This is a genomic window from Calothrix sp. NIES-3974 (genome assembly GCF_002368395.1).
Lineage (GTDB): Bacteria > Cyanobacteriota > Cyanobacteriia > Cyanobacteriales > Nostocaceae > NIES-3974.
This window is the reverse complement of sequence record NZ_AP018254.1, coordinates 2447142-2471000: the sequence shown is the minus strand read 5'-3', so window position 1 is coordinate 2471000 and position 23859 is coordinate 2447142. Positions and strand designations below refer to the sequence as shown.

Annotated in this window: 18 protein-coding genes and 2 pseudogenes; 12 read left to right on the top strand and 8 right to left on the bottom strand. The window is 42.8% G+C overall.

Going from position 1 to position 23859, the window contains the following annotated elements; translation table 11 throughout:
• Positions 1–15: 15 nt before the first annotated feature.
• The gene (locus CDC37_RS09735) at positions 16–411 is read right to left on the bottom strand and encodes a ribosomal maturation YjgA family protein (protein WP_096621595.1); all 396 of its coding nucleotides are present in this window, start codon (positions 409–411) and stop codon (positions 16–18) included.
• A gap of 334 nt (positions 412–745) precedes the next feature.
• On the opposite strand from CDC37_RS09735, the gene CDC37_RS09730 reads away from it, so the two are divergent.
• Together CDC37_RS09730 and CDC37_RS09725 are read left to right on the top strand one after the other, a co-directional pair.
• Positions 746–2356, top strand: coding sequence for a CocE/NonD family hydrolase (locus CDC37_RS09730; protein WP_096621594.1), 1611 nt, complete (start codon positions 746–748; stop codon positions 2354–2356).
• Positions 2357–2435: 79 nt separating this feature from the next.
• Positions 2436–2942 (top strand): pentapeptide repeat-containing protein, encoded by a 507-nt coding sequence (locus tag CDC37_RS09725; protein WP_096621592.1) that lies wholly within the window; start codon positions 2436–2438, stop codon positions 2940–2942.
• Between the two features lie 314 nt (positions 2943–3256).
• On the opposite strand, the pseudogene CDC37_RS09720 reads toward CDC37_RS09725, so the two are convergent.
• Positions 3257–4183, bottom strand: a pseudogene (locus tag CDC37_RS09720) (prolyl oligopeptidase family serine peptidase); the annotation flags it as partial.
• 101 nt (positions 4184–4284) lie between these two features.
• Between CDC37_RS09720 and CDC37_RS09715 the strand changes: the two are divergent.
• Positions 4285–5109, top strand: a complete 825-nt coding sequence (locus tag CDC37_RS09715; RefSeq protein WP_096621153.1) for an IS982 family transposase — start codon at positions 4285–4287, stop codon at positions 5107–5109.
• Positions 5110–5244: 135 nt separating this feature from the next.
• On the opposite strand, the pseudogene CDC37_RS09710 reads toward CDC37_RS09715, so the two are convergent.
• Together CDC37_RS09710 and CDC37_RS09705 are read right to left on the bottom strand one after the other, a co-directional pair.
• A pseudogene (locus CDC37_RS09710) lies at positions 5245–6381 on the bottom strand (oligopeptidase B); the annotation flags it as partial.
• A gap of 158 nt (positions 6382–6539) precedes the next feature.
• Complete coding sequence (locus tag CDC37_RS09705) at positions 6540–7277, bottom strand: hypothetical protein (protein ID WP_231943359.1); 738 nt, start codon at positions 7275–7277, stop codon at positions 6540–6542.
• A gap of 378 nt (positions 7278–7655) precedes the next feature.
• On the opposite strand from CDC37_RS09705, the gene CDC37_RS09700 reads away from it, so the two are divergent.
• Positions 7656–7910, top strand: coding sequence for a hypothetical protein (locus CDC37_RS09700; RefSeq protein ID WP_096621590.1), 255 nt, complete (start codon positions 7656–7658; stop codon positions 7908–7910).
• 38 nt (positions 7911–7948) lie between these two features.
• Here the strand turns inward: CDC37_RS09700 and CDC37_RS09695 are convergent, their stop codons facing one another.
• A complete protein-coding gene (locus tag CDC37_RS09695) occupies positions 7949–9646 on the bottom strand; it encodes an alpha/beta hydrolase (RefSeq protein WP_096621588.1) in 1698 nt (565 codons plus the stop codon).
• Positions 9647–9958: 312 nt separating this feature from the next.
• Positions 9959–10894, bottom strand: a complete 936-nt coding sequence (locus tag CDC37_RS09690) for a DMT family transporter (protein ID WP_096621587.1) — start codon at positions 10892–10894, stop codon at positions 9959–9961.
• Positions 10895–11136: 242 nt separating this feature from the next.
• Here CDC37_RS09690 and CDC37_RS09685 point away from each other — a divergent pair, with 242 nt between their 5' ends.
• The 4 genes from CDC37_RS09685 (at position 11137) to CDC37_RS09670 (ending at position 15840) form a co-directional block, all read left to right on the top strand.
• Complete coding sequence (locus CDC37_RS09685) at positions 11137–12399, top strand: hypothetical protein (protein ID WP_096621585.1); 1263 nt, start codon at positions 11137–11139, stop codon at positions 12397–12399.
• 577 nt (positions 12400–12976) lie between these two features.
• Positions 12977–14887 carry a 1-deoxy-D-xylulose-5-phosphate synthase gene (gene dxs / locus CDC37_RS09680; RefSeq protein WP_096621584.1) on the top strand — a complete coding sequence of 637 codons (1911 nt, stop codon included), beginning with the start codon at positions 12977–12979 and terminating at the stop codon, positions 14885–14887.
• Between the two features lie 295 nt (positions 14888–15182).
• Positions 15183–15443 carry a 30S ribosomal protein S16 gene (rpsP, locus tag CDC37_RS09675; RefSeq protein WP_096621582.1) on the top strand — a complete coding sequence of 87 codons (261 nt, stop codon included), beginning with the start codon at positions 15183–15185 and terminating at the stop codon, positions 15441–15443.
• Positions 15433–15840 (top strand): KH domain-containing protein, encoded by a 408-nt coding sequence (locus tag CDC37_RS09670; protein WP_255408925.1) that lies wholly within the window; start codon positions 15433–15435, stop codon positions 15838–15840. The genes rpsP and CDC37_RS09670 overlap by 11 nt, the downstream gene beginning before the upstream one ends.
• 60 nt (positions 15841–15900) lie before the next feature.
• On the opposite strand, the gene clpB is transcribed toward CDC37_RS09670, so the two are convergent.
• The gene (clpB, locus tag CDC37_RS09665; RefSeq protein WP_096621579.1) at positions 15901–18519 is read right to left on the bottom strand and encodes an ATP-dependent chaperone ClpB; all 2619 of its coding nucleotides are present in this window, start codon (positions 18517–18519) and stop codon (positions 15901–15903) included.
• A gap of 624 nt (positions 18520–19143) precedes the next feature.
• Here clpB and CDC37_RS09660 point away from each other — a divergent pair.
• The 3 genes from CDC37_RS09660 (at position 19144) to CDC37_RS09650 (ending at position 22185) form a co-directional block, all read left to right on the top strand.
• Positions 19144–19551 (top strand): hypothetical protein, encoded by a 408-nt coding sequence (locus CDC37_RS09660; protein ID WP_096621577.1) that lies wholly within the window; start codon positions 19144–19146, stop codon positions 19549–19551.
• Positions 19552–19562: 11 nt separating this feature from the next.
• A complete protein-coding gene (locus tag CDC37_RS09655; RefSeq protein ID WP_096621575.1) occupies positions 19563–20825 on the top strand; it encodes a glutamate-5-semialdehyde dehydrogenase in 1263 nt (420 codons plus the stop codon).
• Between the two features lie 778 nt (positions 20826–21603).
• The gene (locus tag CDC37_RS09650; protein ID WP_231943356.1) at positions 21604–22185 is read left to right on the top strand and encodes a phycobiliprotein lyase; all 582 of its coding nucleotides are present in this window, start codon (positions 21604–21606) and stop codon (positions 22183–22185) included.
• A gap of 228 nt (positions 22186–22413) precedes the next feature.
• On the opposite strand, the gene CDC37_RS09645 is transcribed toward CDC37_RS09650, so the two are convergent.
• Entirely contained in the window at positions 22414–23187 is a 774-nt protein-coding gene (locus CDC37_RS09645; protein ID WP_096621573.1) for a metallophosphoesterase family protein, read from the bottom strand.
• Between the two features lie 236 nt (positions 23188–23423).
• Between CDC37_RS09645 and CDC37_RS09640 the strand changes: the two genes are divergently transcribed.
• A complete protein-coding gene (locus CDC37_RS09640; protein ID WP_096621571.1) occupies positions 23424–23702 on the top strand; it encodes a DUF2470 domain-containing protein in 279 nt (92 codons plus the stop codon).
• Positions 23703–23859: the final 157 nt, after the last annotated feature.

The following is a 23859-nucleotide window of genomic DNA, read 5'->3' as shown; positions in this document are numbered from 1 at the left end:
TCATTTTTTGTCGTACTATGGGTGTTTTCTCATAATTTGGCGTAACCATAACCACCCCAATCCACTACCGATGAAATAGTAGGGAAAATCTGCCCAGGAAAAAGCTGTTCCAATCAACATTTTTCCCCACCAAAATGAACGCAACCAGGTTAAAAATGGCAGATTCCATAATTGCATAAATTCAATCAAGCAAGTAATTACAAGTACCCCCAAAGGAATTTGCCACACTGATGAACGAGTGGGAACAAATAAAAAAGCCAATAAACACCAAAATATTTCATAAAAAATACCTCCTATTTCTTGATTTAACCAGCCAACGGAATAGCGATAACGACTGTATAAAAGCCCTATTGGAAGAATGATTGCCAAAGATAAAATCGTTCTTCGGCGAATTTTTATTACTGATGGCATTTAGTAAGGGATATTGATTTATGAACTTACCTAGCATAGCAAGTCATGAATAATACCGTTTTACTTTGGAGTTGAGACCTGACGGGGAGCTTTCGGGAGCAGGGGAGGAATTGGAGACGGCGATCGCGTTTAGTTTTGGGGATGTACGACTATTTTTCAGTAAGTCCCCCATGTTGTTTGAACACAACTAAACAAGAAAATAGCTGATTCCCCTACTCCCTATTTTTTCAGTCAGCCCTAATTCCTCACTAGTTCTGAAATCCTGTATCCTGGATTTTGTATACTTTCATCAGCAAAGCGCATGTTCACAGTTCTCCCAAAGCAAACTGTCTCTATGTACACGCGTGATGGTGTTCGTTTGGATGCAGATGTCTATCGTCCCGATACAACGGGTGATTTTCCTGTTTTGTTGATGCGACAACCCTACGGACGGAAAATCGCCTCAACGGTAGTTTATGCCCATCCATCATGGTACGCTGCACATGGTTATATTGTCGTCATTCAAGATGTACGGGGAAGGGGAAGTTCGGAAGGACGTTTTGAACTGTTTGCGCAGGAAATTGCAGATGGTGAAGATACGATTAATTGGGTAGCTCAATTACCAGGTAGTAACGGTAAGGTGGGAATGTATGGGTTTTCCTACCAGGGAATGACCCAGTTATATGCCGCAGTTAACCAACCAAGTGCTTTAAAAGCGATCGCACCTGCAATGGTGGGCTACGATTTATACCATGATTGGGCCTACGAGGGGGGAGCTTTTTGCTTACAAATGAATTTGACCTGGGCTTTACAACTAGCTTCAGAAAATGCCCGTCGTCAAAATGACCTTTCCGCTTATCAACAATTAACCCAGGCGGTTCAGAATTTACCTGTATGGGATACTACACCTAATTATCCCGGAGTGATGCGCAATATCGCCGTTGATTCCCATTATCACCAGTGGTTAACTAAACCACCAGAGGATGAATATTGGCGCAATTTATCCCCTTGTAATCTATTGGGGTCTGTGGATTTACCCATGTTCCATATCGGTGGTTGGTTTGATACCCATCTGCGGGGAACTTTAAAGTTATTTCAAGCCATGTCTTCCCGCAGTCAATACCGTCAGCAATTAGTTGTCGCTCCTTGGGGTCATCTTCCCTGGGGACGGAAGGTGGGGGGTGTGGATTTTGGTGAAAATGCTTTGAGCCCGATTGACCGGATGCAGATTGCTTGGTTTGACCACCACCTCAAGGATATTGATGTGGGTTTATCGGAACAACCACCAGTTTGGTTATTTGAAATGGGTAATAATATCTGGCAAAGCTTTGATGATTTTCCCTGTTCCGAAAAAAATGTATATTATTTGACGAGTACGGGATTAGCCGCCATCAGGGAAGATGAGGGCTATCTCACCCCAGAACCGCCATCCCAAGTTAGCATCGATACCTTCGTCCATGACCCGTGGCGACCCGTACCATCCTTGGGTGGACATGCTGGATTTCCCGCAGGAATGTTTGAGCGATCGCATCTTGATGGTCGCGCCGATGTGCTTACCTATACTTCTGCCCCATTGACGGCAGATTTATACATTAGGGGCGAAGTTATCGCCGAAATTTATGCAGAAGCAGACCAACCCAGTTTTGATTTATCCCTAGTCCTTTCCCAGGTCAATCGGAATGGGACGGTATTTAATATTACCCAGGGATACTGGCGTTGTCATGCATCTAGTTCAGGTGAAGTATATAAAATCAATTTACAGCCTACGTGTATTTGCATTCCCCAAGGATGTTCTATCCGCTTAAGTATCAGTGCCGCCTCTTTTCCCGCCTATTCCCTCAATCCAGGAATCAAAGTTCCTTTAGATACACAAAATCTGTTGGATGCGGAAATCATTACGGTCAAGATTGCATGTGGTGGGGATATGCAAACTGGTGTGACGGGATTGTCCAGAATTCTGCTGTAAATCTAAAATCCAAAATCCAATTGACCTGTAACAATAATTATAGTTAAGTGAATAATTATTGCGGTTTATTACAAGGATTATGGTCAGGTTACAGCAAGTTTTGACAAGTTTACTATTGGCAGTGGTGTTATTGGCATTCCCTCTGTCCGCAAATGCAGCAAGTTCCTCAGCAGTCACTAGTTCTAGTTCGATGCGACTGGAACAGCTACAAAATCAGGATTACTCAGGTAAAAGCCTATTTCGTGAGGAATTTAATAGTGCGAATATGAGCAATAGTAATTTTGATCATGCGGATTTACGGGGTGGTGTGTTTAATGGTGTCATTTTACACGGTGCTAATTGGCATGGTGTGAATTTTAGTGAGGGTATTGCCTATTTAACGGATTTTAAAGGTGCGGATTTAAGTGATGGGATATTTACAGACGCAATGATGTTACGTTCGGTATTTACGGATGTGAATGTCACCAATGCAGATTTTACCAATGCTGTTTTAGATATGACGGAAGTGAAAAAGTTATGTGCGAATGCTAGTGGTGTAAATCCACAAACCGGAGTATCAACACGGGAATCTTTGGGATGCAAGTGATACTAAAATATTAGTGGTCAAAATTGGAAGTATCTGGACGCGAGTTCGATAAACCTCACCCCAACCCCTCTCTGCAATAATCGGAGAGGGGCAGAAAAATCCGTAGTTTTGACCAAAAATCACCTATGTGAAAAAAAGAATGCGACAGAATTAATTAATAGAATTCATTAATTTTGTAGAGACGTAGCATTATTACGTCTCATGTTCTGAGTGGGTTGCAAACATTTTTGGAATCAGTATTAATTTAGAAATTTAGACGTGACTGTCTACAGGTATCCGTAATTGATAGGACGATTCGGAGATACCACAAATTGTTAGCCGAGGAAACTAAGCACGAAGGCATACTCAAAGGCAAGTTCTTTTAAACTTTCGTAACGTCCTGATGCACCGGAATGTCCTGCATCCATGTTTGTTTTGAGTAGCAAGATATTATCATCAGTTTTGAGGGTACGTAGTTTTGCTGTCCATTTGGCTGGTTCCCAATATTTAACACGGGGGTCGTTTAAACCCGCAGTAATCAGTAAATGGGGATAGGCTTGGGCGGTGACGTTATCGTAGGGAGAATAGGATTTAATATATTCGTAGTAGGCTGGATCGTTGGGGTTTCCCCATTCTTCCCATTCGATTGCGGAAAGGGGTAAGGAAGTGTCGAGGATGGTGGTGACAACATCAACGAAGGGAACCGCAGCAACTACAACTTTGAATAAATCGGGACGCATGTTGATCACAGCACCCATGAGCAGACCTCCAGCACTTCCTCCGGAAATTGCTAATTTATTGCTAGATGTCCAATTTTCTTGGATAAGATATTCTGCGCAGGAAATAAAGTCGGTAAAAGTGTTTTTCTTACGGAGAAACTTGCCATCTTCATACCACTTGCGTCCCATTTCTCCACCACCGCGGACATGGGCGATCGCATAGACAATACCTCGGTCGAGGAGGGATAATAAATTGGAGGAGAATGTGACGGGGTAGGGATAGCCGTAGGAACCGTATCCAGTGAGGAATAGGGGGTTTTGACCGTTGGGAGTAACGGATTTTTTGTAAACAATGGAAATGGGGATTTTTGTTCCATCCTGGGCTGTTGCCATTAACCTTTGGCTGATATACTGATGGGGGTCGTAACCACCTAGGACTTCGGTGGCTTTTTTTAAGGTGCGTTGATTGGTATCCATGTTGTAATCGAATACCGATGGTGGTGTAATTAGGGATGTGTAGGTGAAGCGTAAAATATTGGTATTAACCCAAGTTGCTAGTTACTCTTCGCCAGCGCTTCGCGCTGGCGTGTCGCGTCACAATTTATAATAAAATCCCCTCCAAGAAGAAAAAAACGGAGGGGAATATGTTAAACGAAATAATTACTGTTTATGCTATCACTGATGACTTACTTAAAGCAATTGGTCATCATGATGATTGCCGTAGAAATATGAGTGATGCAGAAATTATGACAACGGCACTAATTGCAGCAATGTTTTTCTATGGTAATCATAGCAAGGCTTGTTGCTACATGAAAGAGCATAATCTTATTCCCAATATGTTAGATAAATCACGATTTAATAGAAGATTACACGGTATTTCGATGTTAATAAATGACTTATTTCATCAAATAGGTATGATACTAAAGGAGACTAGTGATTGTACTGAATATCTTTTAGATTCTTTTCCCGTACCAATGTGCGACAATATCCGTATTTTTAATGTCAAACTAATTAAGTCGGAAGATTATAGAGGTTATATTGCATCAAAGAAACGCTATTTTTATGGAGTTAGAGTTCAACTTTTAACTACTAAAAGTGGTATTCCTGTTGAGTTCGTATTTATGCCTGGTAGTGCTAATGATTCAAGAGCGTTAAATGCACTGCCATTAAATTTGCCACCAGGGAGTGAAGTGTATGGTGACTCTGCATACACGGATTATACAGCAGAAGATGACTTAAAAATAACTAGTCAAATTAACTTGAAAGTTATGCGAAAAAAGAATTCTCAGCGTCAAGACGAGCCGTGGAATCATTATATTAAGCAACATACCAGGCATTATATAGAGACTATTTTCAGTGCTATCACTTACCTTTTTCCCAAGTCAATTCATGCAGTCACATTTGATGGATTTCTATTGAAGATAGAAGCATTTATTTTTGCTTTTACTTTAAAACAAGCATTTATATAGCAAGTATTTTTTTTACTTCAATTAACTAAGCATATCTTGTGGGTTGCGCGTAGCGCAACCACACAACTTTGCGCGTGAAAACACGTGACTCCGGGTGCTTCGCACCCTGGAGTCCGATAACTAGCAACTTGGGTTATTAAATTCGGGATTTGCACCTTCAAAAAATCCATAGGCTGGTTCTGGGAAAGTGATAGCTTGTTCCGTGTTGTTGGTTAAATTGTGAATGCGTGCAGTGGGTAAACCGTTGATACGTTCGTAAATTACTAAATGATTGGCAAATAAACTGATTCCCGATAACATAATATCTTCGCGGTGGGGAATCACAGTTTGCCAATTTTCCTTGCTAGTGGCATTGATGGGAGTTTTCATTAATTTAAAATTAATGGCTTCCTCGTTGGTGACAATATAGAAATAGTCACCATGATGGTCTATGTCGTATTCAATTCCGTGGATTCGTGGTTGAATTAATTGAAATTTACCTTGGGGTTGGTTAGCATCTAAAACATAGACTTCGGAAGTTATTTGACTGCCCAATTCCATAACAATATAGGCATTGCTGCGGGTTTTTCCCACCGACAAAAAGTAGGAATCATCGGGTTCATGGTAGATTAATTTATCTGTGTTCGTAGGGGTATCCACAACATGGGAATATAATTGGAAGGGACGATTAGCATCGTCAATTTTTGTATAGAAAACCGTGCGATTATCATTAGCCCAGGCAAAGGAATAATAGACATCCTCAATTTTTTCAGGAAATAATTTTCCGGTCTTTAAATCGAGAAAATATAACGTATAACGCTCGGCTCCATTTGTATCGATGGCGTAGGCTAAAATATCGTGATTGGGACTAACTTCAAAAATACCTAAACTAAAAAAATCTTCCCCACTAGCTAACTGATTTTCATCTAATAAAATCTCCTCCGGTGCATCTAAACTACCATACTTACGACAATGAATTGCATAGGCTTGACCGGATTCCGTGCGTGAATAGTAATAATAATCATCCTTGCGGACAGGTACGGATAAATCCGTTTCCTGAATTCGTCCTAACATTTCCGCATATAAATCAGCTTGCAATCCTTGGGTTGGCTGCATTATAGCCTCAGTATAGGCATTTTCCGCATTTAAATAGGCAAGTACTTGGGGATTATCCAAATCGCGCATCCAAAAATAGTTATCAACACGGCGATCGCCATGTAGTTCTAATACATGGGGATGAACTTCTGCAACAGGAGGAGTAATTTGATGAGATAAAAAGGTATTTTGATTCATATTAATCCAAATTCACAAGCACTCGCGTCTATATGTAGCAGGGAGTAGAGACGACCCGTCGGGTCGTCTGTACAGGGAGTAGAGACAACCCGTCAGGTGTCTGTACATTTACTGATTCATAAATGTCCCATCAAACCGATTACTTCGACTGCTACATGTCAAAATTTCGTCACTTTACCCTGTAAACGACAAGCTGCGATCGCGGGAATAATTGCTAAAATTGCCGCAGAACAGCCTTGTTCAGCCAGAAACACTACCTGGGAACGATAGACTTCTGGAATCACATCATGACCCAGAGATAGTAACCATACCAAAAAACTGATCCCAAAAAACGATAAAGTATGAATAAATATCCACCACCAAGAACCTTGGGTATATTTTCGCAGTACTACCCACTGGGAAAAACCCAACCAAGTCCAAGCAAGATTCGCTGCAATTGTCGATAAACTAGCGAAGACAATCCTTTCAATTGTCACCAAGTCCCGTCCCAAAGACAAAGCCAAACTGTGAATATAGCTTACCCAACCGTGGGAAATACTTTGGGAAAACAACCATCCCAAAAACGTTGCAAACAACCACAACCACCCCGACACGTATTTACGCATCACCACAGCTTGGTCAATAGCAAAAATCAACGCAAATAAAGCCGTACTGATGTAAAACCAACTGTAGTACCAAAACCATTGCATTTGTTGGTTAGCAGTGGGGATAATTTGTTCATTCATCGTTTGCAGCAACACCAAAGTTGCAATTCCTCCCACAAACCATCCCAATAATGTCATCAACACAAATTTGCTCAAGAAACGACGACGTTCTGTGGGTAGGATTAAAAACTTACTGGTTGTTGGAGTAGATGGAACTGTTTGTGGGTGGGTCTGATTTGGTTCAGCTTGCATAAATCAATAATGACTGGGAAAGGATACAGAAGACAGAATACAGGATACGGTCGTCAGAGAGTTTTATTGTTTATTTTTTAACGTAGAGACGTAATATATTAACATGAGTTTGATGAACCTCACCCCAACCCCTCTCCAGGATGGAGAGGGACAGAAAAATCCATGTTTTCAAAGCCTCTCTCCAAGAGGGAGAAAGGTTTGGAGAGGGGTTATTTGAATCCGTCGTAGCTCGCTACGACCCAGGAGTACTCACGTTGTATTACGTCTCCACAGGGATATTACCCCTCCACAGGGTCAGACAAGCTATAGGGTGTGATCGAAATTTAGATATATTCTGTATTTTGAAGGGAAAATGTTTCCATTAGGGGTTGAATAAAGATGACGCTTGCGAAGACAATAAACAATACAGATGCTTGGCAGCAACAGCAAATCAAAATTAAGCAAATGCAATTAAAAATAGCTCAGGATGGTGATATGCCATTTGTTGCAGCAGCTATCCAACGTCAATTGGAGGAGTTGCAAGCTGAAAATGGGATGAAAAAAGAAGTTGCTCCGGTTGGAGTTCAAAATGATTCGCAACCGGAGACGAAGATGGATGATTTTCAAGCTTTGATGAGTCTTTTGGATGATTGATGGTCAACAGTTAACAGTTAACCGTCAACTGTCAACTTTTAATCAAATTTATCCATATCGATGTTGACCGCTTGTGCTAATTCATTGGAGGTCAAAGACTTTACCAAGCTTAACCCCAGTGGTTTTCGGGAAATGGCTTGAGCATAAGCTGCATTCAGGAAAGGCTTGGATTCATTCATCCCAGCGACGTAGGATAGGAAAAAAGGTAGACTCAAAGCATTAATATATTTACGGGCTTGAGCTGGATCATCACCGACAATTGTGGACGGTAGACCAATTTGGCTAGAGTCGCTTTTACCAACACCGATAGCAGAAAAGTGGGTTCCCCCCAGGAGGACAGCTAAATACTTTTGGGGATTACCAATCCAAGCGAAGGGTAGGATTTGCTCGTAAAGTGCAGGTGCAACCGTATCATCGCTACTAGCAACAATCATCACAGGTACTTTGAGTTGACTTAATCCATCCCGACCAAAAACACTACTAGTAATTGGATTTACAGCAATTACAGCCTTAATCCGCTCATCATACAAATCGCTATAGACCTGGGGGGATTGCTTCTGATTGGGGTCAAGAATCCGACATTGCAGGAGCAGGGAAACATTCCAGGTATCTTGAACTGCTTTTGGATGACAAGATTGGGATAGGGTCGCTTTATTAACCTCAGCACCAGCAAGTGCAAGAGCTGTATATCCACCGAAGGATTGACCAAATATACCGACTTGCTGCAAATTGAATTTGCCGCGAAACTCGGTTTGGTTGCGCTTTTGCAACTCATCCAGGACGAACTTGATGTCGCGGGGACGTTGGTAAAATTCATCGGGTTCCGCAACCTGACTCGCACTACCACTAATTAGCGATCGCAATTGATTAGTGTCGCTACCAGGATGATTCGGGACAACGACAGCAAACCCGTGGGACGCGAGATGATTAGCTAGGTAGCGAAAATTACTACTATCTGAACCGAGTCCGTGGGAAATAATGACGACCGGACGTACACCTTTGGCATTCGGTAAATAGATATCGGTAAAAATGAATCGGTTTCGCAAAGCGTCAAAGAAACGAACCCGTTCCCTAGTTTCCACTGCGTAATTACCTAGTCGGCGAAAATCCGGGTTTCTGGGGATTTGATAGCTAGGGTCAACTAATGCAGCTTCATCGTTCGCCTTCGTTTGCACTTTGGCTACCGCTCGTTCCGTTTCGCTGACTAATTTTTCTAATTCTGCTGCAATTCCCAAACTCCGAGCTAAATCAATATGAATACTAGGACTGGGATATTCCCTTAACAAATTTAACAAGGTTAAACCGTCAGGCTCGGCAGCTGCTAAAATCAAAGCTGAACGCAAAGCATAAATCCCCGCTTCTGGTTGTCGCGATTGGGTCTTAATCATTTGACCTAACCGTTGCAACATAAATTCACCTTGGGGTGTATACAAAAACTGGGAGACGGCAACCGCATTCACTTTGATGCGACTATTTAGAACCCTGCGCAATTCTTCCATTTGAGCCGGGTTTAAAAATCGGGTGTAAACAGCTAAATCATCAGCCACCACACCGTTGAGAGCATAATCTTCTAACGCAGCCACCGAAATCGACCGTTCCAGAGCTGAGTAGGATGCGTAAACTCTTTCTGCTGCCTGAGCCGGATGGGAGAATCCTAACGCAGATACAACAATTATAAAAACTAATAATAAGTATTTAGCCAGGGTGCTAGCCCATGTACCAAACAGGCTGTTCATCGCTCAACTACGCACGGTGATGTTGTTTGATGAGGCGGTTGTTGGTAGCTTGCGGACACCCTGTGATAATTGTCGTCTGATTCGCCTCAAAAATATTCTATTTAACTTGAACTGAATTGACGAAGTGGGAAATTCCTCATTGAATTTCTGTTTTTGCCTATTTGAAATAGGCAATTTCACCCATTCAGTACAGACTTTGTTCTGCCACCATCAAATCATAACAAATAAAAAAATAACATGCCTCAGTATGTAAAATATCACGATTTAACATGCATTAATTTTAATAATTTCTGCTAGTAAAAACACTGATATTTATTTTGTCCAAAAATGATGATTTCGTTTTCCTAAAGCGGTAACAATTGAGCCAGTGACAACCAATACACCACCGCAAATCCCGCTCAGGCTGAGAATTTCTGGAGCAATATGCTGGGGAATCAGTCGAGATGAAATTAATACAGACAAAAAGGTGACAATTGGTGTTGTTGCTACCAAGGCGCTGACTCGTGATGCTTCCCAATGCTGTAAAGATTCAGAAAAACAACCATAGGCAATCAATGTGTTTAATGCACAAAATCCTAATGTAAACCAGTGTAAAGGACTTAAACTCTGAAAAACACTAGTTGTGATAAAAAACACAAATAAACAACTACATCCTCCATAAATAATTAACATGATTTGGGCAGAGGATAATTGTTGTAATAATTGTTTTTGTGCTAATGCATAAATAGCCCAAGCCAAAGCCGCAATGACGACGGATAAAATTCCTAACTCAAATTGCTCCGTATTTATCTGCAAATTCACCAGTTTTTCGTGAAAAAATAATACAAATCCTGTGATTAGAGTTACAACACCTAGCCATTGGGGTAGGGTGTAACGTTCGCGGAAAAATATTAATCCACCCAATCCCATGAGAAAGGGGGCTAATTGGATGATAACTTGGGCTGTGGTGGCAGAAGTGAGGGCTAACCCTTGCAGGAAAAAAATGTAATTGAGGGCTAGAAATAGAGTTGCGATCGCCAGTAGTTGCCAAGTAGTTGTTTTAAACTGTTGGATCGGTGGTAATTGGCGACTCCAGGTTAAATAAATCCCCAACAACAAAAATGAAACCAGAAAGCGGAACCAAGTGACGCTATAGATATCCACTGCTTGCAGGGTGATTGTTAATGCAATCGGTAGAATTCCCCAGAGAAACACGGTCATTAGGGATAAACCCAAACCTAACCGCCAACGACCTGATGTTTGATGCATAATTACGGAATCGGAAGTAGCAAGGTGTATAGTAATTTCTGCCAATACAATACAGGATACGGTCGTCAGGAGATAGGAGACAGGAGATAAGTAATTAAATTATTTATTACTTACCTCAAGGAGTACACCTAATTTTGTGCAACATCCAACTACCTATGAATCAAAATCGGGAAGCTTTATATGGGTTTGTGCGTCACTGCGGATGTAATACTGATTGAAAAGTCAAAATTCTGTATACAAGTATGCCTAATCCTTTTTCCCATCCCCTGCGTCTGACTGTTGGTGCGATCGCCTGTGGTATTGCCAGTTTTGGAGTTGGTTGTTTCCATAGCCAATTACAGAGTCGTGCTAATAATACTGTTGTTTCTAGTCCTGCGACTTCTGAGTTAAGTACTTCCGCACGCATCATGAGGGCTATCAATGCTCAAGCGCCGACTAATGTACCGAAACAGCCGACTTCTAGTCAGTATCAAGTCATTGATGAACAGCAAAATTATCAATTTACGATTGACGGTAGACGGGTAATTAGTAACAGTAAATTACCTACCCAGGGGGGAATAAATTTTAATCAAAGTGATATGTTAACGACTTTGGTAAATACCCGTAAATATTTCCAGGATTATGCCAAGGAAGACCCGATTGTTTTGCGGGAAGGGATTTTGGGAACTCAAGGGGTGACGGTTGGTGATATTCTCAAAACCCTTGATTTTATGATAGCAGTTTTGCAGGAAGATATTCAGCAAAAACGTCCTAGCCGCCTCCAGGATACTAATTTTATTAACAATAATTTTCGGGTTTTAAGATGGTCTCCCCACAATCCCAAAAACCCTAATCAAAATCGCTTAAGGTTGACGAAATATGCCGTTTTCACCCACACTGGTTCTCGGGAAAAAACTTCACAATATAATGCCGGAATTTACGCTTTGAAGGACAATTTAGTAGGCGATGATTTTTACAAAAAATATACGAAGCAAGACGTTCTCCAGGGTATTTATGAACCGGGAGGAAAGGAATTTGGTCGGGTACAACCTTTAGCCTATTTGACCAGAACTGGTTTGGAAGATGCCTTAATGCAAGGAACGATTTTGATTAATTTTACTAATGGAACCCGTGCCTTTTTTAATGTAGACCGGAATAATGGTATCCCTTTCAAAAAAGGTGTCAATCCCCGTGACCAAGGTCGATATTGGTATTTCCGCCAAGTCGATGCTATCAAAGGTTATGGCTACAAAATTGATGCCAAAATTTCCATTAAGCCGGGTGTGACTTTTGCTGGTGATATTAATAATATTGGTTTGGGAAGAATAGTTGTTTTAGAATCAGGTAGCGGACGAAATCGACAAATGCGCATGGGGGTAATTGCTGATACGGGTGGTGCTTTTTTACCCAATTTGTATCAGTTAGATTATTTGGCGGGAATTTTCCCTAATCAAGCTGAATTTCAAAGGTATATTCGCACCCTACCAGAGTTTTTAACTAATACCTATATTTTGGTGAAAAAGTGAGGGGATTTTAGATTTTGGATTTTAGATTTTGGGTAGGTGCAGCGTTGTTGGAGACCAGCTGCTACACACCTATGGATTTTGAATTGGGAATACGCTAGTAGAGACGACCCGTCGGGTCGTCTCTACCATCAATTGCGTCGGGTCGTCTCTACCATCAATTGCGTCGGGTCGTCTCTACCATCAATTGCGTCGGGTCGTTTTATAAATTATTAAAATCGTCAGAATACAATTTTTGTATTATTTCCCGGCTATTTCAACATATAAATACATAAATATATACATATCAATATACCCTAACGCTAGAGATGACCCGTCGGGTTGTCTCTACTAGTATGGGATTAATTTGGCTTAGAGCCAGATGGTTGAGGTATTAGGGGATTAGATAAATTGCGATCGCATTTGCAGAATTGGCGGGAAAATGAAGCGGCTAATTGTTGGACTTTCTACACAAATCTTAAAAATATGATACAAAATACAGTGTACGCGCAATTGACTGCCGTGAAGAAACTAGTTCAGCGTACTGCCTGCGCGTGGGAAAATCAGAAACAGAATATTTCGAGAGGAAAACATCATCAGTATGCACCTGAGTGAAATCACCCACCCTAACCAGTTGCACGGTTTATCGATTCGCCAGTTGCAACAGATAGCCCGCCAAATTCGCGATAAGCATTTGCAAACGGTTGCGACCTATGGGGGTCATCTAGGGCCTGGTTTAGGGGTTGTGGAGTTAACGCTAGGATTGTACCAAACCTTGGATTTGGATCGGGATAAAGTGATTTGGGATGTTGGACACCAAGCCTATCCCCATAAATTGATTACGGGACGTTATAACGATTTTCATACATTGCGCCAAAAGGATGGTGTTGCTGGCTATTTAAAGCGGAGTGAGAGTAGATTTGACCATTTCGGAGCCGGACATGCTTCGACGAGTATTTCTGCGGCTTTGGGGATGGCGATCGCTCGTGACCAACGGGGTGAAGATTTTAAAGTAGTAGCGATTATCGGTGATGGTGCTTTAACTGGTGGTATGGCTTTGGAAGCGATTAACCATGCTGGCCATTTACCAAAGACGAATTTACTTGTAGTCCTCAATGATAATGAGATGTCCATATCTCCGAATGTGGGAGCGATTCCCCGCTACCTGAATAAAATGCGTCTGTCGCCACCGATGCAGTTTATTAGTGATAATTTTGAGGAGCAATTTAAAAATATTCCCTTTGTGGGTGAGTCCCTATCCCCAGAGTTGGGACGGATTAAGGAGGGAATGAAACGGTTGGCTGTACCCAAAGTTGGTGCAGTGTTTGAGGAATTAGGTTTTACCTACATGGGACCTGTTGATGGTCATAACCTGGAGGAATTAATTTCCACCTTCCAACAAGCTCACCAAATTCCTGGTCCAGTGTTGGTACATGTGGCAACTACCAAGGGTAAGGGTTATGAAATCGCCGAACAGGACCAGGTAGGATACCATGCTCAAACCCCCTTTAATTTGGCAACAGGTAAGGCTATTCCTTCCAATAAACCCAAACCACCCGGTTACAACAAAGTTTTTGCCCATACCCTAGTAAAACTGGCTGAACAAAACCCAAAAATTATCGGTATCACAGCCGCAATGGCAACGGGAACTGGTTTAGATAAACTGCAAGCAAAATTACCCAATCAATACATTGACGTGGGGATTGCCGAACAACATGCTGTCACCCTCGCTGCGGGACTTGCTTGCGAGGGAATGCGTCCAGTTTGTGCGATTTATTCCACTTTCCTGCAACGAGCCTATGACCAGATTATTCACGATGTCTGTATCCAAAACTTACCCGTCTTTTTCTGTTTAGACCGTGCGGGAATTGTCGGTGCAGATGGTCCGACTCACCAAGGTATGTATGATATTGCGTATCTGCGTTGTATCCCCCATATGGTGTTGATGGCACCAAAAGATGAAGCAGAAATGCAGCGCATGGTGGTGACGGGAATTGAGTATACCGATGGGCCAATTGCGATGCGGTTCCCACGGGGTAGCGGTTACGGTGTACCTTTAATGGAGGAAGGCTGGGAACCACTGGAAATTGGTAAGGGAGAAATTTTACGTAATGGGGATGATGTATTACTTGTTGCCTACGGAACAATGGTGCATCCAGCAATACAAGCAGCCGAAGTGCTTAATGAACATGGTATTCAGGCGACTGTGGTGAATGCTCGTTTCGCCAAGCCCTTGGATACGGAGTTAATTTTACCACTTGCATCCAAGATTGGACGGGTTGTCACCCTGGAAGAGGGTTGTGTGATGGGTGGTTTTGGTAGTGCCGTTGCTGAAGCGTTATTGGATGCGAATGTGGTTGTACCAGTGAAGCGGATCGGTATTCCCGATATTTTGGTTGAACATGCGACACCGGAACAATCTAAGGCTGAACTGGGTTTAACTAGTTCCCAAATAGCGGAGACTGTTTTGAATGCCTTTTTCCAACAGCAATTGTCCCCTGTCCATTCTTGATGGTTAATTTCGGATTAGTGGTTCATCGCGTTAAGTGGGATGGGTGAGAAAAGGTACGTAGTTGTGTTTTAGTGATTTGAGCGTAAAGCTTTTTTGGGGCTAAAGCTCAACTACAAGCCTTTAATATTGAACGGGAGAGAAAATAGCTTATTCCTACTTCCCTACTCCCCACTCCCTATTTTCAGGTGAGTATAGCCGTAAAGATAGAACAGGTGTTAAAATTGGCATTTCAGCACAGATTAACTGCTATCATACGAAACGTCTAGGAACTCACAGGAGAGAATTATCAACTACCATGATTAAACTGCGCTTAAAGCGATATGGGAAAAAACGGGAAGCCAGCTACCGGATTGTAGCGATGCGAAGCACATCACGTCGTGATGGTCGTCCATTGGAAGAACTTGGCTACTATAATCCTAGAACTGACGAAGTTCGTTTAGATGTTCCCGCAATTGTGAAGCGACTCCAACAAGGTGCGCAACCCACTGACACAGTACGAGACATCCTGAAAAAACACAATGTATTTGAACAGGTAACTGTACAACCTGCATCTTAATGTTAACGTGGTGAGACAAAATTCTGATTCTGTCCCTGATTATATTGGGCTAGTTCGGTTCCTGATGGAACCTTTTTTAGATAATCCCAGTTCCTTACGGGTGGATTGTGAAATGTCCCCCACTAGTAATCGAGCTTGGGTGAGAATTGCGTTTGATGATACCGAAAAAGGAAAAGTTTTCGGTCGCGGTGGACGTAATATTCAGTCAATTCGGACTGCGATCGCGGCGATCGCGCGGTTGGCTGGTCAATCGGTATATCTAGATATCTACGGGAATGAAACTGGACGTGATGGTGTTTCTAGCGACGATGATAATGGCGATCGCATCGCTCCCCCCCGTTCCCGTTCCCGACGAGGTAACGGTTCCCGTCCGGTAGCTCGTTCCCAGTCCCGTTAGGGGATTGTTGACTGTTAACAGTTAGCAGTCAACAGTCAACACCATATAGCTCCTGATTTTTTAAGTGGCCAACAACTCCGCAGGTAAGCGTCTAAAGGCTAATCGTTCGTTTTCCACATCGACGAAGATTGTGTCACCATCGTTGAATTCTCCCCGCAATATGGCTTTGGCGATTTGGGTTTCGAGTTCACGCTGAATTGCACGTTTGAGGGGACGCGCACCAAATACGGGGTCGTATCCTACTTCTGCGAGGAAATCGAGAGCTGCATCGGCTAATTTGAGGGACATTTTCCGGTCGGCTAATCGTTCCCGCAGTCGTTCGACTTGGAGTTGGACGATGCTGCGTAGTTCTTGTTTTTGCAGTGCATGGAAGATAATTTGTTCATCCACCCGGTTGAGGAATTCGGGACGGAAGTTATTGCGCATTGCTTCCATTACCCGTTGACGCATTTCCTCGTAACGGTTGTCATCCCCAGCTAAATCGAGAATATATTGGGAACCGATATTGCTGGTCATGATGATAATCGTGTTTTTGAAGTCTACCGTATGTCCTTGAGCATCCGTGACCCGTCCATCGTCGAGGATTTGCAGGAAGATATTAAACACATCGGGGTGGGCTTTTTCGATTTCATCAAAGAGAACCACCGCGTAGGGACGACGACGTATTGCTTCCGTAAGTTGTCCCCCTTCCTCGTAACCGACGTAACCGGGAGGTGCGCCAATTAACCGGGAAACTGCGTGTTTTTCCATGTATTCCGACATATCAATCCGCACCAATGCTTCCTCCGTGTCGAACATGAAGGCAGCGAGGGCTTTAGCTAGTTCTGTTTTTCCCACACCCGTAGGACCAAGGAAGATAAAACTAGCGATAGGACGGTTGGGGTCGGATAGACCAGCACGCGATCGCTGGATCGCATCGGCGACGGCTGTAACGGCTTCCGATTGACCAATGACGCGACGGTGGAGTTCGTCTTCCAGGTGTAATAGTTTTTCTTTTTCCGATTCGACCAATTTGCTAATGGGGATACCTGTCCATTTAGAAATGACCTCAGCGATATCGGCTTCGGTAACTTCCTCCCGCAGTAGGGTTTTACCACTACGTTGGGTTTGGCTGAGTTCCCTTTCAGTTTGTTCCAGACGACGGTGGAGGTCGGTGAGTTTACCGTATTTTAACTCGGCAGCACGATTGAGGTCGTAATCCCGTTCCGCTTGTTGAATTTCCAGGTTCACCCGGTCAATTTCTTCCTTCACGGATTGAATTTTCGTGAGTATATCTTTTTCCGCTTGCCATTGGGTATTGAGGGTGCGTTGCTCCTCTTTTAAGTCTGCCAGTTCTTTTTCCAGTCGCTCCAATCGTTCGCGAGATGCGACATCACTTTCCTTTTGTAGGGACAGTTTTTCCATCTCTAATTGGAGAATTTTCCGGTCAATTTCGTCCAGTTCTTCCGGTTTGGAGGTAATCTCCATTTTTAGTCGCGCTGCGGCTTCATCTACCAGGTCGATGGCTTTATCCGGTAAAAATCGATCGGAGATGTAGCGGTTGGATAGGGTCGCAGCTGCAACGAGGGAATTATCAGCAATTTTTACCCCGTGGTGGAGTTCGTAACGTTCCTTTAATCCCCGGAGAATGGAAATTGTATCCTCAACGCTCGGTTGATCCACATAAACCTGTTGGAAACGACGTTCCAGGGCAGCATCCTTTTCGATATACTTACGGTATTCATCCAAGGTGGTAGCCCCGATACAGCGTAATTCACCCCGTGCTAACATCGGTTTTAGCAAATTACCCGCATCCATTGCCCCTTGGGTTGCACCTGCACCCACCACGGTATGGATTTCGTCGATAAATAGGACAATATTGCCGTTGGATTCGGTCACTTCCTTCAGTACAGCTTTGAGACGCTCCTCAAATTCGCCACGGAATTTTGCCCCAGCAATCAAAGCTCCCATATCCAAAGCGATTAATTTACGGTCTTTGAGGGATTGGGGAACATCTCCAGCCACAATTCTTTGAGCCAAACCCTCGGCGATCGCAGTTTTACCCACACCGGGTTCACCAATCAACACGGGGTTATTTTTCGTCCGTCGCGATAAAATTTGAATTGTACGGCGAATTTCATCATCCCGACCAATTACCGGGTCTAATTTACCTTCCCGTGCAGCTTGGGTCAGGTCTCGTCCGTATTTTTCTAAGGCTTCGTATTTACCTTCAGGATTTTGGTCTGTCACTTTTTGGCTCCCCCGCACTTGCTTAATGGTTTCTTTGAGTTTATTTTCGTCAATCCGAAATTCTTGCAGCAAACCCTTACCAAAGCGGTTATCCTGGGCAAAACCCAATAACAGGTGTTCAATCGAGATATAGTCGTCCTCTAATTCCTTGCGGTAAGCTTCAGCTCTGTCCAAGAGAGTGTCCAAACTACGTCCCAGGTAAACAGAAGTGCTGCTTCCCGATACCTTCGGTTGACGCTGGATAAATTGCTCGGTTCGATCCCGCAATTTTTGCAGATTCACACCTAACTTATTAAAAATGCTTGTTGCTAGTCCATCCTGTTCCAGCAAAGCCTTCATCAGGTGTTCGCTTTCGATTTGTTGCTGCTGATGTTGCTTCACGATATCTGGGGTGTGGGCGATCGCTTGCCAAGCTTTTTCGGTAAATTGGTTCGGATTCGTTGGTTGCATAGCTCAGGAGTAAGTTTAATTAATCGAATAGGGAATGGGTGTTGGGAACAGGGAGTGGGGTTTTGAGCAAATAAGTTAAGTGTTCAGCGCAGAGAAGCAGATTGATTTTCCCCTACTCACTAGTTCCTCTTCGGCTCTAAAATTTGATCTGGCATATTAAATTCTTATACCGTAATTGTAGAGATTAGTTGTAAACTAGCTGGATCGGTCTTCACGTCTGCTCTGGTTAGTATTACCGTAGATGTTGCAATCGGAACCCATTTCTAATACCGATTCAAAACATATTGGCTACACATACCCAATAAAAGACGTAGCCATGCTACGTCTCTACAAAATTCTGTTGCATTATTTTTTCCTATTGGTATAATTCACCCACTTGCTGATCGCCATCAATGTTGACTACCTACTCCCAAATCCCTGCAATTTCTAGGGATTTGCTCCCAATCCTGGTTTACCCACAAATCTTGAATCTGTTTAAAGGAAACCCCATTTTGTCCAAGATGAATGTTATAAGCATTTATAGGTGCAGGATAATGGAGATAGGTCAAACGTAACCTCCCACTTACGACTGACCGAAAAATTAAAATATAGAAAACCTGATATTATTAACCATTAACAAGTTTTGTGCATTCCCAGAAAGTTGAAAAAATCAGTTTCAATGACGAGTACCCCTGTCCTTGTCGTCGCAAAGGTCGCTTAGTACCAATCACTTTAACTGAAGCCTTTGGTTGCGATCGCTGTCAACAAATCTTTGTGGTTGAGGATAATGGCCATGTGCTAGAACAACTTTCAACCACCTACCCTTACAAAAAATCATGGCGCTGGACTGGACAGGGGTGGATTGTTGTCCGTCCCCGTTTGGGTGAAAATTATTTGCCCATGGCCTTGGCGATAATTTTTGTTTTGGTAATTATCTGGTTGCCTTTAGCACTCAAACTGGCTAGCGGCCATAGTATTATTGCTTGGGGTATGGTCGCAATTATTTTAGCGGTTCTACCTGCATTAATGGCTTGGCTCACTTACCGACGTTGAATAATCTAAGTGTGGATACGTTTGATGCAACAACTGAACCAACGACACTAGCTGTTAGACGTGCCTATGGTGCGTCTCTCAAACTAGCTACCGCTAAAGGTAGCGATCGCAGTCGGATGGTTTTAGCAATGGCTGCCGCAATCGCTGGTGCTATTGATGATATTTTAGAGGCTAATACTCTTGATTTGGAAGCAAGTCGAGAGATGGCAGTTCCTGATTATGTGATTGATTGGTTAAAATTAACACCCCAAAGGCTAGAGGAAACAGTAAATATACTGCAAAGGTTAGGAGAACTTTCTGACCCATTGCGCCGGGTAAGGGCGGCAGAATACCAACTTGATGACTCCCAAACCTATGCCCAGCAGATGCCTTTAGGGGTAATAGCTTTTGTGTTTGAAGCCTTTCCGGAGTTGAGTGCGATCGCATCGGGGATGTGTATAAAAACTGGCAACAGCATTATCCTGAAAGGGGGTTCGGAAGCGAGTAATTCTAATGCGGTAATTGCAAATGTCCTGCAAAATGCGATCGCGGAGGTGGGTTTTCCTGACGGTAGTATAGAATTGCTTAATAGCGAATATGGCGCATCCATGCGGGAATTAGTGATTCAAGACCAGCATATTAATCTCGTGATACCCTATGGACGAACTAGTCTTGTCCAGCAAATAGTCAAGTTAGCCTCTGTTCCGGTTTTAAAATCGGCTTTGGGTAATTGTTATTTATACTGGTCTCCCAACGGTAGTCTGGATATGGTGCGGTGGATGCTGATTGATAGCCATGAAAGTGAACCTGACCCCGTTAACGCCATCGAAAAAGTTCTGATCCATCGCCAAACCGTTCCCTCCTCCCTGCAAACCCTCTGGAATAGTTTGACAGAAAAAGGTTTTACCATTGTCGGCGATCGCGAATTAGCGAAAACCTTTCCCCAAATCCAGGTTGCTAACGATAACGACTGGGGTACAGCCTACCTCAACAAGACTATTGCCTTCAAATTAGTTAATAACCTCGACGATGCGATCGCCTGGATTAATCGCTACAGTAGCGGTCATGCTGACTGTATTGTCACCGATTCCTATCAAGAAAGTAGACAATTTGCTCTGGGAGTTAACAGTGCTTCTACCTACATAAATGCTTCCCCCCGATTTTCCCGTAGTCCCTCCCGTGGTGACACCATCTTTTTAGGTATGTCTAACCAAAAAGGACACCGACGTGGTTTAATCAGCCTAGAAAGCTTGACAACGATGAAACACATTGTTCAAGGTAATGGCAGATTTTGACCAAAAACAATGGGACACCAGTTTTGTCATAGAAGGGCGACTTTAAATTTATGCTACACTAACTGCTGTAGTTTTTTTCCAAGTTAATTTTAGACCAATACGCTTGGTCTTAAAGATAACTGTAGGTTGGGTTGAGGCTTTGGGTAGACTGTTGATTTTGTGGAAATTTACCCATAAGTTGACACAGTTTTTGTGATGATCTCGTCCCGATGCTGTGCGTGGGGACGCATTCCACGAGGGCTACTGCCTCAAATCAGGAAGCAGAGCTTCCCTATATGTATCAAAAGCCGAAGTCTTGGAACAAGTTTGTTGTCACGGTTTGTGGATGAATTTGCGACCCCAAAAAAGGCACAAAGTACACAGCCTAGGCTCTGCCTCTACATTCTTCAGCCTAACCTACCCCATAATCAGGCTTTTAAGTCTAACTGAACTGTATTGAATTTTAGACTCCCAAGAAAGTTTGTAGTTGTGGCTTTAGCTACGAAGAAGTTTTGGTATAGAGGGCGAAAGCACAACTACGTACCTTTTCTGACCATTTTTTTAATCTTAAATTCTGACACCATTTCACTCAAATTTCGATACATTTTCTTCCCCTGCACCCAAAAGCTTCCTTCATGTATCAACTCCAAAGTAAAACGGTATCAAGCATATTTGGTATTTCAATCTTTTCCTCCTGTCTCCTGTACCCTTCAATCCATAATCTAAATAATTTCAGATTCTCCCTGTTCCTCCTGTATCCTGGATTTTGATGACCATATTCTTCAAACCAAAATCTAAAATGTCTGATTTTCCCTTAACAATGATGGAGTTCTTTCGCAAAAGCGAGGGAACCTGGTTTACCCAACGTTCTGTTCACCACTTTGATACAACTGCTGATGAATCGGGAGAATCAAATTTGACCATCGAAGTCCTTAGTAAGGATGACCCCCGTGTAATCGAAATTTGCCATTCCCAAGGAATTGACCCAAGTACAGCGACTGGGGGAGCTAGTTTTGCATGGCAAGTTAATTTAGATACACGAGATATGGGAGGAAGGAATGCAGCAATTTTGGTGGACATACCCGATACGGATAATCCCCGACAAGGAAAATTAATCCGCAATCAAGGTTATGTGGAAAGTATTCCCGTTGTCAGTCGCTATAGCTTTGCGGAAGACGGGGTATTGACCATTGATACTGATTATGAAAATAACCAAGGACAGGAAAGATGTTGGTTTATTAGTGATGATTTTCGGGTTCGTGTGAGTAGTGTACGGATGATGAATGGTGTTAATTTAATGACCTACTGTTCGGAACGTCGTTGTGTGTCTGAGGAAATGTTGGCAGCGATGATTAGTCATAATCAAAATCGTTTGAATTAGGGTCTGGGGAAAAAGTAGAGACGCGATATGTCGCGTCTGTAGGGGGGATAGTCATCACCCAAAAATTCCATTTTGCACAAGACCCAAAAACATTACAAATGCTTGATTTTTTAGCCTGACATGCCTATTCCGACAGCACTTTTTGCGACTACAATACTCCTTAATGCTCGTAAAATATAGAGACGCCATATATTGCGTTTTTACTCTTTACTATTTTTGCCGCAAATCCTACTTAAACAGGGAAGCTCTTCGTCTGTGGTTTCCACCCCGCAAGTCTTCTGGATTGATAATCGTGACAATTTCTTCTAGGGGAACAGTGCGACTCATATCTGGTTTGAGGACATTGACTTGATAAACCATTTGATTATCAACATCCAAACCTGTTAACCATCCACTACGGGGGTGGTAAGCACCTGTATCGATATCTAACCAGCCAATTCCTTGACAGAGATTACCAGGTTTAACGCCGGGCATGGTAAAAGTAATCGTGTGGCCAATAATAATTAATTTATCGGCAAAGTAGGGTGTTTCCATGCTGTGGAATTCGTCACGAATCCAACAAAATTGGTCTGCTGTTTGTTCGTAGACGGGTAAAGTGGGGTCAACACCTGCATGGGTCAGCCAAACGTCTCCTAAGTCCAGATAGGTTGGTAAAGACATCAACCACTCTACGTGTTCGTGGGGGATAATCGATTGCTCGTAGCTAGCGACGGTTGCTTGTCCACCACTGTATAACCAAGCTTGGACTGCGCTGGATGAGGAACCACCATTACTGAGAATGTTGATTAACATTTGTTCATGATTGCCCATCAAGCAGTAGTAGGGGCTATTTTTGACGAACTCCACGACCTGGGAACTTTCTGGACCGCGGTCAATTAAATCCCCCAAAAAATAAACATTATCATCTGTTGCGGGTGCGATCGCATCCAACAATTTCATTAAGCCTTTGTAGTGTCCGTGAACATCACCAATGATGATGCGACGGTTGTTTTTTTTCCTCATCAACCTTGTGTATGTGAAAATTTACCCTTACTTTTTGCTACATCCTGTTGTGGACATTTCCAGGAAGAACGTTAATAATCAAACAATAAAATACACTTACTTTATTTATACTGCTAATTTTTTTGATTATGTTAACTAGTCTGGGGATTGTTGTCCAGGGTAAGGGAATACAGTGCAATTGATTGCTAAACTCGTGCATACTATTACATGTACGCATATATATGGAGATACTAAGGATGTCAGAACCATTGAGTCCTGCGGTCAGTGCGCGTATTTGTAATCATATGAATGAAGACCATGCGGATGCGTTAGTATTGTACGTGCAAGCCTATGGTGGTGTCACCGCTAGTTCCGCGCAAATGGTTGCCATTGACCCAGAAGGCATGGATTTAAATGCCGAGGTCAATGGTGAAAATGTACCTGTACGGATTAAATTTGCACAGGAAATTACCAGCGCTGAGGATGCACATCAAGTTTTGATTGCTATGCTCAAACAAGCACGCGCAAAAGCGTGAGGTAAAGAAGACGGGAGAGAGAAGGGAAATTTAATCATGTACTGCAAATGGCTTAGTAATATACTTTTTGCCACCAGCAAATTAAATTCTTAAGCATTTCCCTGTAAACGGGGAAAGCTTTGGAGAGGGTTCTATATTTAGTTCAACTCTGAAGCGT